Genomic DNA, 12,217 nt, shown 5'->3' on the forward strand with positions numbered 1-12,217 from the left:
TTTTCAAAAACTAGATACTAGTCTATCAAAAGAGGGAAAGGGTTCCAAGAAAATTTATTGGAAATTTTCTTGAAAATCATATAACTATTAGCTAATCTCTAGTATTGAAAAGACTGGATAGCGTCTTTCAAGTCATCTTGTAAACTATTTCTCTGGTCAAGTTGAACATAGACTTCCAACAGACAGGACTTAAAGTTTGAAAATTTGTAAAAATCCTCCCTTTCTTCTATCGGAAAATCAACAGCTTTTATCCAAGAAGCTACTTGCTCTTGCTCCAACTTCCCTTGTAAAATAGGTTCATAGATCACTCTTGCTAAACGCCAATCCTCATCATCTGTAAAGCGAATCGAAACTCTTTTAAATAGTTGGCCAAGTATATCAAATACTTCATGAACTCTGTTTTTAGGAAAGTCTGGATGACAAACTACCTCTGTCAGTAAATCGGCTCCATGTGCAAAAGCATGAACCCAACCATACTGACTTGAAAAACTCGTTGTATCCTTTTCTTTTGAAAGATAGTGCAAGCCTTGATTTAAAAGGACATTACGAATTTCTGCTTTTAATCCCTGATAAAAAATCGATTGCTGGTTGGCATCCGCAGACAAGAGATTTGCATAAATAAGCGCCCTAAAAGAACGTTCAAGTGTTGACAAGCCTACCTTATCAATCTCTTTATCTAACCCTCCATCAGATGAAATCCCTTCAGCAATGAAATAAAATTGTTCCTGTGTAAATAGCTCTTCCTGAATCCCTCTAGCAAAGCTTGTAAAAACAAGGTCATCGCGAATTTCTGGAGAAGGATCTCCCAAATGATCAAGCAACCATTGGATTTCTTCCTCATGATAACTTGGTTTTTCTTCTGCTATTTTTCTAAGTAACTCTTGATACATGGTCAATACCTCTACATTTCTAGCAACTGTTTAAAAAGCCAGCCCAAGATAACTTTCTATCTTATTCTTTTTTAGATAGACGTTTTCCTGCTGCAATTGCATCAGCCTCTGTCATCTCGACAACATTAGCTTTATTAGTTTTTAAAGGCATTCTATCCTTACTATACCAATAAACTTTCGCATTCCCATGGTTTGCAACATAGACAATTCTATCTTGCTGTTGGGCTTTAGTCTCAGATTCACGCACAATTCTTTTCTCTTCTTCTTTTTGAGAAATTAAAGACTCAACTGCGTCTATCCTATCGAGCAATTCTGCCTTTTTATCATTATTTTCAATCTGATTAACTGTTTCTTTAACAGACTTCACTTGACTTGCATCTTGACTTTCTTCCAATTGTTTGACTAAGGTTTCACCTTTTTCTTGCAACTCATTTACAGCTTTTTCTTTGGCAATTCTCTCTTCTTCTGCTTTTTCTTTAGCTTTTTTCTCTTCATCAACTCGTTTTGCCTCTTCTGTACTAGATGAAGCATCGGTTGTTGACTCTACTTTAGCAGTGGATGCCGCAGTTTGCTTAGTTTCTGATTGAGAAGATGAAATTTTCTTTGTGACTGTCGGAGTTTGAAGAGAAACTACAATAAAACTAACAACAAAAAGTCCTATCATTAAATTTCTTTTTCGAATATCTGGTACTTTCTTTACAAAATACCAAATACCAACTCCGCTCAAAACAAGATAGAGAGTAGGAAGAGCAATCAATAAAATGATTCCCAACAAGACTAGGCCTATTTTTATAAAACGTATTCTTTGTGAATCCTGCTCCAGCCATTTTTTAATTCTGTTCATATCCTTATCCTAAATTCCCCCTACTCTCCCAACTGGGCACTGTAGGCGATAATCTGGTCAACTGTGTCTGACAAGAATTGGATTGTATCACGGAGTGGTTTGTCTGTTGAAATATCGGCACCGATAATCATGGCTGACTCAAGCGGTGTCTTACTACCACCTGATTTAAGGAGATTGAGCCAGTCTCTAGCCCCATTCTCAGAGTTTTTCAGATGGAGATAACCTGCTGTCGAGATGACAAGACCAGCAGAGTAGGTGTAGCTATACAAGCCCATGTAATAGTGAGCTTGTCGCATCCAAGTCAAGGCCGCATCGTCGTCAATTTCAATAGCATCTCCCCAGAAATCTGTCAAAACTTCCTTCATAATGCTGTTGAGCTTGCTTGCTCCAAAGGTCTCCCCTTCCTCAATCAATGTATAAACCTTATGCTGGAAGGCTGCTTCCAAGAGGTGGGTGATAAAGTTATGGAAGTAGGTGTCTGTCAGACGATGAGCAAGGGCAAAGCGTTTTTGACGAGGGTCGTCAGACTGGTGCTCCAAATAATCACTTAAAAGCAATTCATTGAAGGTTGACGGCGCTTCGACATAGTAGGTCGACATATGAGCGTTGAAGTAACTTTGGTGATTATCAGAAAAGATAAATTGACCAGAATGCCCAATTTCATGAATCAAGGTATAGACATCACTCAAACGACCAGTCCAGCTCATGAGGACATAAGGGTGCACGCGATATGGATCCGCCGCATAACCACCAGAATCCTTGCCACTATTAGCAGCAAAGTCCACCCAGCGTTCTTCTTGATAGCGCGCAACTTCCTGACAATATTCTTGTCCTAAAGGTTCTACTGACTTCATGACCAAATCATAGGCGTCATCAATAGTCACTTCAGGATTAAGAGCGCTGTCCAAGTCCAATTTCCAGTCTGCAAAGGTCATCTTTTCAAGACCATTGACCTTGGCAACATGCTTGAGGTATCTCTGAGCAACTGGCGCAAATTCTTGCATGATGAGGTCAATCTGGCGGTCAAACATGGCACGGTCCACTTCTTGCTCAGCTAAAAGATAGTCAAAGACTGAGTCATACCCCTTCATATCTGCCAAGAGTTTTTCAGACTTAACCTGAGCTAGATAGGCTGCTGCAGCTGTATTCTGGTGCTTACGAAGTCCTTCTGAGAAAGAACGGAAGGATTTTTCACGCACCTCTGCATCCTCGTGGTTTTGGTAGAAATTCTCATAAGTTACAAAGCTGTTCTTGTAGGTCTTGCCATGGGCTTCAAAGTCAGCCATTTCAAAGTCCCCAGCTCGCATCTTAGTGTAAATGTCCTGGGGACTGTAGAAAACTTCACCCAGATTGGTCAAGGCCTTCTCCACATCTGCCCCTAGGTAATGGGCTTTTTTGATTTTGGCCTGGCGAATAGCTGCCGTCAAGTGAGGCAATTCACCCAAACGGTTCAAGACTTCCTCATCAGCTTCCACCAAGGCGTCGTCAAAGAAGGTTAAGGCTACGCTGGCATCTGTTTCAAATTCCATCCCAGCTTGGGCAATATTGGCAAATTCTTCATTGCTATAGTCTGTCGTCTGAGGCATAAAGGCATAATTACCAATATGACTCATCTGAATGTAGATTTGTTCCAATTCTGCAAAGGCCTTTTCAAACTCCTCAAACGTATGAAGATTGCCCTTGTAGTCACGGCTAAATTGGTTGATATCTTCGCGAGTCTTTTCGATTGCTCGCAAGAAATCCTCACGGTCTTGGTAAAGGGCGGTTAAATCCCAAAGTTCCTTTTCAGGAAATTCTGAACGGTGTTTTTGTTCCATTTTCTTCCTCTTATTTCTCTAACTCTAATAATACGCTAAGAGCTGATAAAGCGTAAAGTGGTGCTGTTTCTGCTCGCAAAATGCGAGGTCCAAGTCCTGCTAAGACTGCTCCCTTAGCTTCGAAACTCTCAATTTCTGCAGGTGACAGGCCACCTTCTGGACCAAAGATGAAGAGCAACTTGGCTCCTTTTTCAAGACCAGAGACTGCTTGGATAAACGCAGCGGTTTCTCCCTCTTTTGCTGATTCTTCATAAGCCACCACAATTGAGTCAAACTGGTCAAACTGAGCTAGAAAATCTGCTTTTTTCTCAAAAAGCTGAATGCTTGGAACGATATTACGCTTGCTTTGTTCAGCTGCTCCAAGGGCGACTTTTTCAAGTTTTTCAACCTTTTTGCCCAATTTCTTGCCGTCCCACTTAGCAACCGACCAGTCGGCAGGAAAGGCCCAGATTTGGCTGGCACCCAGTTCGGTTACTTTTTGAGTAATAAACTCCAGCTTGTCTCCCTTGGGAAAGCCTGATGCGATGGTTACTTGAACTGGCAGTTCCACATTGTCAGCTAATTCTTGGATCAATTCAAACTGACGATTTTCCACATCCAGCACGCGCGCCAAACGCTTGATACCATCATTGAAGACCAAGATTACTTCATCATCTTCCTTCAGGCGCATAACCTGAAACATATGCTTGCTGGTTTCCTTGTCCCCGATAGTCACTGGAGAGATAGCACTGCCTTTTACAAAATACTGCTGCATGCTAGCCTCCAATCACACCTGAAATATCCTTAGTCTTCTTAAAGACACAGGCATTCCATTCTCCTTGAATCATGTGAGTTTCAAGGAAAAATCCAGCTGACTCAGCCGACTCGCGCACCATGTCCCACTTGTCCTTGATAATGCCACTCATGATCAGGTAGCCTTCATCCTTGACCAAGCGATAAGCATCCTCTGTCAGATGAATGAGAATATCCGCCAAGATATTAGCCACAATCACATCTGCCTCAATCTCAACACCCTTAAGCAAATCTCCAGCCGCTACATGTATATTTTCCATGCCAGGGTTGAGCTCAATATTTTCCTGAGCGACACGAACCGCCACATCATCCAGGTCATAGGCGAAAATTTCCTTGGCACCCAGAAGCGAGCTGGCAATGGAGAGGACACCTGAACCAGTTCCCACATCAAGCACCGTTTCGCCACCACGAAGAACCTGCTCCAAGGCAAAAAGGCTCATCTTGGTCGTTGGATGCGTCCCAGTCCCAAAGGCCATGCCTGGATCCAGCTTGATAATCTTTTCTCCAGCAGTCGCCTCATAGTCTGTCCAAGATGGCACGATGGTCAAATCATGAGTGATGCGAGCTGGCTCATAGTATTTCTTCCAGTTGTCAGCCCAGTCTTCCTCAGCCAAGGCAGTCGTGCCCATCTTGACATCTCCCAAATCCATAAAATCCGTCAATTCTTCTAAGCGAGCCTGCAAATCTGCCTCAACCACTGCCACATCAACCGTATCAGGGTAGTAGGCTGTCACAATGATTTCTTCTTGCTGCTCGACCTCTGGAAAAATCTCACCAAAACGGTCGACATTCCCCACATAGTCCATGCTGTCTTCGATCGCAACACCTTGGGCACCTAACTCAATCAAGAGATTGGAGACCAGCTCCTCCCCCTCACGCTTAACCGTTACTTTTAACTCTTGCCATGTTTTCATAATTAAGATACCAAGCCCGTCATGCACAAAGCCAAATAGGAAATTCTCTGAAGACGCTTGTGTCTATGAGAAGTTTATCTTTTTGGCACAGTGTTTAGGGCGGGTTCAGTTTAGAAATTTAACCGAACCATCCTTTCTATTCACTTTCTTTTAAATAATCCCTCAATCTCGCCTGTAGCTGAGGCACAGCTTGTTTAGAATTCAAAAATTCCTCAATGCTCATCAGCTTATAAGCCTGTCCTTCATCTCCAAAGTTGATATTGTCGAATTGTTCTTGACTTAGCTGACCGACCATAAAGACAGACTGCCGACCTTCATAGAGCATGCTGGGGTAGACCTTGCTCCAGAGCAGGCAATCCTCAGTCAGATGAATTCCTAGTTCTTCATAAACTTCACGCGCTGCGCACTCGAAAGGACTTTCGTCCCCTTCGCGACCACCACCTGGCAATTCCCACATATTGGGCCAAGGGATATTGTCCTTGTCATCACGCAAGATGGTCAGTAGCTTATCTCCACAAAAGAGGGCAATTTTACAACCCGTAAAATCCAAGTGTTTATCCAATAATTCCATGATGATGACCTTTTCTTATCATAACTACTACTCTATAGAAAACCCCTAGCTAGCTTTCTTCAATCACCTTTTGGCAATCTGCATCCCAGTATGCCTGCCATCTACCATGTTTTTTAGCAAAATAAACGGTAAACTCATCATTTACATAATCTGCAACATAGCGAAGATTAGGCGGATTTTCCTCAAAACTTAATACCCAAGGATGGAAGTAAAATGTCCTTTCCCACCTCTTCTGAGTATAGCCCAAATCCTTGGCAAACTGAGGGATGGGTTGTTGCATCTCACTTTCCAAACAAGACTGAATGGCATTGTCAATACTATTTAAACGAGCTAATAGTTGTTGAAACTGCTCTTCTTCCTCCGTCTTAAAACCAACTAGAAATTCAAATTCCGCAAAATCTTCAGGAAATTCAAGTTCTGTGATTTTACCATCCTCTGCGTAGAGTCCCTCCTCATTAACGAGGCGACGAGTTCCAAACTTCAATACTCGCTCGAAATCTAGATCCGCAAAGCGATTGCGAGGAAGAGAAGAGGAAGAAAACTCAGATTTATCTGACTTTCTCATAAAAATTTGTTTGATTTTCTCTAACATGCTCTCTCCTCTTTGAATTCCTTATTTTTAAAGTTTCCTAGTATCTCGGATAAGGATAAAACTCTCCCTCTTCCAAGCCGACTTTCCCCTCTTCAAAGACTTCTTGGTTCCATTCCATGACGAACTCTTCTGCTTCTGGGTCTTCCAAAAAGTCCATGAGGGCATCCAGCCCAACCTCTGCAGTGTCTTTGAGGAATAGCGCAAAATAAGCTAAAAATTCGCGAGAAAAACCTTTTTTTGGAAGATAAGGAATGACAGCCAAATAATCGTCCGCATTGACTGTTGACTTGGCAGGATTGTAGAAAAGGACTGCTTCTTCAAAGAGAATGTCGTCTGATGACACCTCTCCGTCCTCGTCCAGCATCTCTACTCCCGCAGCGTTTTGCGCTTCCAAGAGAAAACTCACTTCTACCGCATGATTGCGCTTGTCCCAGCTAATCTCATAGTCAAATGGAAAGTTCTTGTCCAACTCTTCCTCTAAAACATCTAAAAATCCGTATGTTGCCATTTTGTCCTCTTTCTATGCGACTCTTAAATCGCCCCGATTGCTCGGAAATATGCTAAAATAGATACTACCATCTTACCACATCTACATCAGAAAATCCATGTTAGAAAGGACTGCTATGCCAGACAATCTCGCGCTTCGCATGCGCCCAAAAACCATTGACCAGGTCATCGGTCAGAATCATCTGGTCGGCCCAGGAAAAATCATCCGTCGCATGGTGGAGGCCAACCGCCTGTCATCCATGATTCTCTACGGACCTCCGGGTATCGGAAAAACCAGTATCGCCTCTGCCATCGCTGGAACGACCAAGTATGCCTTTCGGACCTTCAACGCGACAGTGGATAGTAAAAAGCGACTGCAAGAAATCGCCGAAGAAGCTAAATTTTCTGGAGGACTGGTTCTGCTACTGGACGAGATTCACCGACTAGATAAAACCAAGCAAGACTTTCTTCTACCACTCTTAGAAAGTGGTCTGGTCATCATGATTGGGGCTACGACTGAAAATCCTTTCTTTTCAGTCACTCCTGCCATTCGTAGCCGTGTTCAGATTTTTGAATTAGAACCCTTGTCCAATCAAGACGTCAAAGAGGCGATTCAAATCGCTCTAACTGACCCTGAGCGTGGTTTTGACTTCCCAGTTGAGCTAGATGAGGATGCGCTGGATTTCATCGCAACCTCTACCAATGGAGACCTTCGTTCTGCCTTTAATTCACTAGATTTGGCTGTTCTCTCTACCCCTGAAAATGACAAGGGCATCCGCCATATCACGCTTGATATTATGGAAAATAGCCTCCAGCGAAGCTATATTACTATGGACAAGGATGGAGACGGGCACTACGATGTCCTCTCTGCCCTGCAAAAATCCATCCGTGGCTCGGATGTGGATGCCAGTCTCCACTACGCAGTCCGCTTGATTGAAGCTGGGGATCTGCCTAGTCTAGCTCGTCGTTTGACTGTTATCGCTTATGAAGATATCGGCTTGGCCAATCCTGAAGCCCAGATTCATACCGTGACTGCTCTAGATGCTGCACAAAGGATTGGTTTCCCAGAAGCTCGCATTCTCATTGCTAATGTTGTGATTGATTTAGCCCTTTCTCCCAAGTCCAACTCAGCCTATGTGGCTATGGATAAGGCTCTTGCTGATCTCAAAACTTCTGGTCACCTACCAATCCCTCGTCACTTACGTGATGGACATTATAGCGGTAGCAAGGAATTGGGGAACGCCCAAGATTATCTCTATCCACACAACTATCCTGGACACTGGGTCAAACAAGACTACTTGCCAGAAAAGATTCGCAATCATAGCTACTTTTCACCAGAGGAAACTGGCAAGTACGAACGGGCCTTAGCCCAACGTAAGGAAACCATTGATAAATTACGGAACTTGTGAAATCCTTTTCAAAAAAATAAATTTTCCTCTTGAATTTTTTTAAAAAAGTGGTATCATATAAATATAGAAACGCTGTGGTGTACGACTTCACACTTAAGTGTTGACCGACTATTTTTTGTATTATTAGGGAAACAAAAGTCTTCTAACAGCATGTAAGCCGTCTCACACGGAAACAGCTTCAGTTAGAGCGAGTTGCCCACCTGCTTAATTGCGCGGGTTCAATACAAACCGTGAAGATTCGGCACCAATACAGCTTTTTCTTTGCCTCCTTAGCTCAGCTGGCAGAGCAGCGGACTCTTAATCCGTGGGTCACAGGTTCGATCCCTGTAGGGGGCACTAAATACAACAGGAAAAAGCCTTAATTTCAAGGCTTTTTTGCTTGTCTATAACTGATTTGCTCCATCATTTGCCCCACTTTTAAATCTATCTTTTCTTTTTGAATCAAATTACATCTTTACAAATAGTGTAAAGCCAGTTACTTTTGCTTTGATGCCATACAATATTTTCATGTAGAGAAGACAAATTTTATCTTCTCTTTTTATTTTCAAAATGATAAAAACTGAAACTTCCAAATTTTCCATTTTGTTTATTGACATTTCCTCTAAAAAGGTGTATAATATTTTTATTATCAAACTATACTATACTATATAGGGGGTATTGAAATGAAATTTTCTAATCGTTTACTGCTATTCCTTGCAGGAGTTGTTTTTGTCCTTTTAGGACTTTTCCTATTTACAAACCCAGTAGCTAATCTTGTTGCTTACAGCTGGTGGATTGCATTTGGTTTACTGGTTTCTTCTATAGCAGCTATTTTAGGCTATTTCTCTGTACCAAAAGAGCTTCGCTCACCAGCTCATCTTTTCCAAGGGATTGTTAATCTTCTCTTAGCTCTTTACCTCGTTGCCTATGGCTTTGTGACGCTGCCAGTTGTCATTCCAACTATTTTAGGAATTTGGTTAATTGTAGAAGCCATTATAGCTTTCTTTAAAGGCAATCGTCTGGGATTGATTTTCCCTATTATTGGCAACCATATCATGTGGATAGCGTTGCTTGCATTTTTACTAGGTCTAGTGATTTTGTTCAATCCAGTAGCTACAAGTGTCTTTGTCGTTTATGTCGTTGCCTTTGCATTTTTAATTGTTGGTTTCACCTATATCCTTGATGCCTTTCGTAAATAATCTAGCTGCCATTTTGGGCATATTAAAATAGCTGGGAAGTTACATTCTCAGCTTTTTCTGTTGCCTCCTTAGCTCAGTTGGTAGAGCAGTAGACTCTTAAGCTATGGGGCGCAGGTTCGAGCCCTGCAGGGGGCACATCTAAATCAACAGAAATAAGCCTTGAAACCAAGGCTTTTTTTAACGTCTAATAGCTTTTTGTAGAAAAGTATTTAAAAATAAAAGAGAAGAGAATCTCTCACTCTCTTCTCAGTATATCTTATTAAATTTAGTTTTTCTTAATCTACCTGATTTTCCTTTGCAACGACAAATTCTTTAACCAGTCGATAGATAACAGCAAATACGGGGGTAAAGAATATCATTCCAAGTAGTCCGAAAAGATTCCCTCCGATACTAGCTGCTGCAAGTGTGAAAAGAGCTGGCAAACCAATAGACTGACCTACAACTTTTGGATAAATAAGGTTTCCTTCAATCAGCTGTATAACTTGATATAGAAGAAGAGAAAGTAAGGCTTGAGTAGGACTCACTGTGAAGATAAAAATCGCTCCCACAACACAAGCAATCATAGGCCCTACATAAGGAATGAACGATAGCACTCCTGCAAAGATACCTGTCATTACTCCATAGGGTATCCCAAACATGCTGTAACCAACCGCTATCATAACTCCTATGATAACTGCTTCAATCAGCTGACTCATCAAAAATTGGTCATAAGTCTCTAGTGCTACTTGTCCAATGTAAGTCAACTTTATCACCACCTTCTCTGGAAGAAAAACTTTTAGAAGTCGACTCGTCATCGCTGCCAAATGTTCCTTACTGGATAAAAATAAAAAGGTGAAGACTATAATCAAAAAGGCATTCATCAAACTTGAAAAAATATTGCCGATATTACTAGTCAGACCTGATAAAAAACCTATCAAAGCTTGGCTAATAGAACTAGATTGTCCCTGTATGCCTGATACGATAGTTGACAACATGTCTTTGGTTACAAATTCCGAGCTGCCTAGCAATTTCCCAAGTTGAGTAAGGACTGTTGAAAGGACTGTTCCCAGCTGACTAATAGTCTGAGCTAGGGTTGGCAGCACCAAAACCAAAAGAGCAATCACGATTAAGATAAGAGCTAGGAAAACAAGTACCATGGCAATCGGACGACGCAACTCTGCCTTTACCTTCAATTTAACTAAGTACTGTTCAATTTTTTTCATAGGAACATTAAGCACAAAAGCAATAACAGCACCATAAATCAAGGTTGATGTTACATCAAAAAGAGAGATTGCTCCTGATATAAAGCTCGATGCATTCAGAATTACAAGAGCAACCAGCCCTATAAAAAGGATTAACGGGGTATATTTTTTAACTAAGTTCATAAATTTTCCTTAATAAACATGTTTAGATACGACTATACTATTTGGTTTTTCAAACTCTCGATTAAGGTAGGCTTGGTAAGTTCCTGGAGCGATAAATCCTTTGGGTGAGAGGATATCGGTGCCAGCCTGACCGACTATGGTATCAGCCAAGAGCACACAGTTTGTAGATAAGACAAAGTAGGATTTAAACTTAGATTTGATAAATTTATAAAGTTCCCCATCTGTCTCATGTCTGATTTTATAAGCGTAGGTGTAGTCTTCCTTACCATCACCTGTCATGATTTTATCTGCACTTGGCTCCCATGGAATCGTCAGTTGTTTCAATTCAGCCAACTTTTTCTGAACTGCTTTTTCCATTTCAGGCGTCAAATCTATCCCATAACCAAAAAGCGTTTTTTGACTCTCACGTTTACATAGGTCAATGTACTTGTCACGATCACAGAAATATAAGACACCATCTCCTACCATACCAAATAAGGTCTCAGATGACGGATCATAGTTGCCATAAGAAATAACACGGCCCTGATAGCAGATATCCACATGACCAATAGCTGAAAACAGGGAGGTCTCAGCTGTATGAACAAAAATTTCTAGCTCTGCTGTCTTACCAGACTTCACTATTCCAAGATGGATATCTTCTTCCTCATCAGCATTTTCCAGCATAAATTTGTTAATTTTTGCTAAAGTTCTTGCAGGGATGAGAGCGGCTAGGACAATAGGTAAGCTCATTCTTACACGACGTTTGAGATGGTTTTTCCCAATTTCCTCCTCAAACAAGAAACCATCACGGATATTGGACACACCATAAAGGAAAAAATAAGCCCCTAATACAAAGAGTTGAAAGACAGAATTTCCTGTAGAGGACAAAAGACTAGTCCCACCAAGAAAAACTAGTACGAGTCCATCTAGTAAGAGACGAAAACGAGGTCGAATTTTGTTTTTGCGGTAGAGAACATAGGTGACAAGGTTAATACTAGCATGAAAAATCTGATAAACTCCAATCACAAGAGCCAGAACATAAATCGGTATATCAGTCGCAAGATTAGAACCTAGCAAATATCCCAGCACTAACAATTTAACCAGTGCAACTCCCAAGGTATCCGTTGACTGGCTTTTTTTGAAAACTCTTAATAGCAAATCTACGACCGTTGCTATCCAAGCTAAAAACAGAACCAGGCGAATAACTGTTACTGGCAACCAAGTCCCCGTGACCATCAAGATGAGACCTAGCAGAACAAACAAGAACCCCTGAGCAAGTAATTTCTTACCTGTCAGACCTAAAGATAGAATTTTCGCCATATAAAAACCTTTCAACAATAAAAATTAAACACTCCGATTAAACTGACTAGTAAATAGCCAA

The 12,217-nt window shown here is 41.4% G+C and carries 12 protein-coding genes and 2 tRNA genes; 4 read left to right on the forward strand and 10 right to left on the reverse strand.

Going from position 1 to position 12,217, the window contains the following annotated elements:
- Positions 1-98: 98 nt before the first annotated feature.
- From ACORHV_RS06940 to ACORHV_RS06975, 8 genes are all read right to left on the reverse strand, one after another.
- Positions 99-890 carry a DUF2785 domain-containing protein gene (locus ACORHV_RS06940; RefSeq protein WP_000284153.1) on the reverse strand — a complete coding sequence of 264 codons (792 nt, stop codon included), beginning with the start codon at positions 888-890 and terminating at the stop codon, positions 99-101.
- Positions 891-951: 61 nt separating this feature from the next.
- Positions 952-1,734 (reverse strand): hypothetical protein, encoded by a 783-nt coding sequence (locus ACORHV_RS06945; protein WP_001079821.1) that lies wholly within the window; start codon positions 1,732-1,734, stop codon positions 952-954.
- 20 nt (positions 1,735-1,754) lie between these two features.
- On the reverse strand, positions 1,755-3,551 hold the full coding sequence (gene pepF / locus ACORHV_RS06950) for an oligoendopeptidase F (protein ID WP_000435606.1): 1,797 nt from the start codon (positions 3,549-3,551) through the stop codon (positions 1,755-1,757).
- A 10-nt stretch (positions 3,552-3,561) separates the two neighbouring features.
- Entirely contained in the window at positions 3,562-4,305 is a 744-nt protein-coding gene (locus ACORHV_RS06955) for a 16S rRNA (uracil(1498)-N(3))-methyltransferase (RefSeq protein ID WP_001188214.1), read from the reverse strand.
- 1 nt (position 4,306) lies between these two features.
- Entirely contained in the window at positions 4,307-5,257 is a 951-nt protein-coding gene (prmA, locus tag ACORHV_RS06960) for a 50S ribosomal protein L11 methyltransferase (RefSeq protein WP_000860551.1), read from the reverse strand.
- Between the two features lie 136 nt (positions 5,258-5,393).
- Complete coding sequence (locus ACORHV_RS06965; protein ID WP_000421346.1) at positions 5,394-5,828, reverse strand: NUDIX hydrolase; 435 nt, start codon at positions 5,826-5,828, stop codon at positions 5,394-5,396.
- 49 nt (positions 5,829-5,877) lie between these two features.
- Positions 5,878-6,420, reverse strand: coding sequence for a hypothetical protein (locus tag ACORHV_RS06970; RefSeq protein WP_000890355.1), 543 nt, complete (start codon positions 6,418-6,420; stop codon positions 5,878-5,880).
- 37 nt (positions 6,421-6,457) lie between these two features.
- Positions 6,458-6,928 carry a DUF3013 family protein gene (locus tag ACORHV_RS06975; protein WP_084880182.1) on the reverse strand — a complete coding sequence of 157 codons (471 nt, stop codon included), beginning with the start codon at positions 6,926-6,928 and terminating at the stop codon, positions 6,458-6,460.
- A 115-nt stretch (positions 6,929-7,043) separates the two neighbouring features.
- Here ACORHV_RS06975 and ACORHV_RS06980 point away from each other — a divergent pair, with 115 nt between their 5' ends.
- The 4 genes from ACORHV_RS06980 to ACORHV_RS06995 all read left to right on the forward strand — a co-directional run bounded on the left by ACORHV_RS06980 (position 7,044) and on the right by ACORHV_RS06995 (position 9,628).
- A complete protein-coding gene (locus tag ACORHV_RS06980; protein WP_084880181.1) occupies positions 7,044-8,315 on the forward strand; it encodes a replication-associated recombination protein A in 1,272 nt (423 codons plus the stop codon).
- Between the two features lie 263 nt (positions 8,316-8,578).
- Positions 8,579-8,651 (forward strand) — tRNA-Lys (locus ACORHV_RS06985).
- Between the two features lie 326 nt (positions 8,652-8,977).
- Complete coding sequence (locus ACORHV_RS06990) at positions 8,978-9,493, forward strand: DUF308 domain-containing protein (RefSeq protein ID WP_000672739.1); 516 nt, start codon at positions 8,978-8,980, stop codon at positions 9,491-9,493.
- Positions 9,494-9,555: 62 nt separating this feature from the next.
- Positions 9,556-9,628 (forward strand) — tRNA-Lys (locus tag ACORHV_RS06995).
- 140 nt (positions 9,629-9,768) lie between these two features.
- On the opposite strand, the gene ACORHV_RS07000 is transcribed toward ACORHV_RS06995, so the two are convergent.
- Positions 9,769-10,857, reverse strand: a complete 1,089-nt coding sequence (locus ACORHV_RS07000; protein WP_247924338.1) for an AI-2E family transporter — start codon at positions 10,855-10,857, stop codon at positions 9,769-9,771.
- Between the two features lie 9 nt (positions 10,858-10,866).
- Positions 10,867-12,156: a membrane protein gene (locus ACORHV_RS07005; protein WP_001062787.1), complete on the reverse strand. Its 1,290-nt coding sequence runs from the start codon at positions 12,154-12,156 to the stop codon at positions 10,867-10,869.
- Between the last annotated feature and the right edge of the window lie 61 nt (positions 12,157-12,217).

Origin of the sequence: Streptococcus sp. KHUD_016 (genome assembly GCF_051106465.1) — a bacterium.
Classification (GTDB): domain Bacteria; phylum Bacillota; class Bacilli; order Lactobacillales; family Streptococcaceae; genus Streptococcus.

What these genes read in the sequence shown, in the direction of transcription:
- ACORHV_RS06940 (WP_000284153.1), bottom strand. Translation starts at nt 890, where the DNA reads ATGTATCAAGAGTTACTTAGAAAAATAGCAGAAGAAAAACCAAGTTAT.
- ACORHV_RS06945 (WP_001079821.1), bottom strand. Translation starts at nt 1,734, where the DNA reads ATGAACAGAATTAAAAAATGGCTGGAGCAGGATTCACAAAGAATACGT.
- pepF (WP_000435606.1), bottom strand. Translation starts at nt 3,551, where the DNA reads ATGGAACAAAAACACCGTTCAGAATTTCCTGAAAAGGAACTTTGGGAT.
- ACORHV_RS06955 (WP_001188214.1), bottom strand. Translation starts at nt 4,305, where the DNA reads ATGCAGCAGTATTTTGTAAAAGGCAGTGCTATCTCTCCAGTGACTATC.
- prmA (WP_000860551.1), bottom strand. Translation starts at nt 5,257, where the DNA reads ATGAAAACATGGCAAGAGTTAAAAGTAACGGTTAAGCGTGAGGGGGAG.
- ACORHV_RS06965 (WP_000421346.1), bottom strand. Translation starts at nt 5,828, where the DNA reads ATGGAATTATTGGATAAACACTTGGATTTTACGGGTTGTAAAATTGCC.
- ACORHV_RS06970 (WP_000890355.1), bottom strand. Translation starts at nt 6,420, where the DNA reads ATGTTAGAGAAAATCAAACAAATTTTTATGAGAAAGTCAGATAAATCT.
- ACORHV_RS06975 (WP_084880182.1), bottom strand. Translation starts at nt 6,928, where the DNA reads ATGGCAACATACGGATTTTTAGATGTTTTAGAGGAAGAGTTGGACAAG.
- ACORHV_RS06980 (WP_084880181.1), top strand. Translation starts at nt 7,044, where the DNA reads ATGCCAGACAATCTCGCGCTTCGCATGCGCCCAAAAACCATTGACCAG.
- ACORHV_RS06990 (WP_000672739.1), top strand. Translation starts at nt 8,978, where the DNA reads ATGAAATTTTCTAATCGTTTACTGCTATTCCTTGCAGGAGTTGTTTTT.
- ACORHV_RS07000 (WP_247924338.1), bottom strand. Translation starts at nt 10,857, where the DNA reads ATGAACTTAGTTAAAAAATATACCCCGTTAATCCTTTTTATAGGGCTG.
- ACORHV_RS07005 (WP_001062787.1), bottom strand. Translation starts at nt 12,156, where the DNA reads ATGGCGAAAATTCTATCTTTAGGTCTGACAGGTAAGAAATTACTTGCT.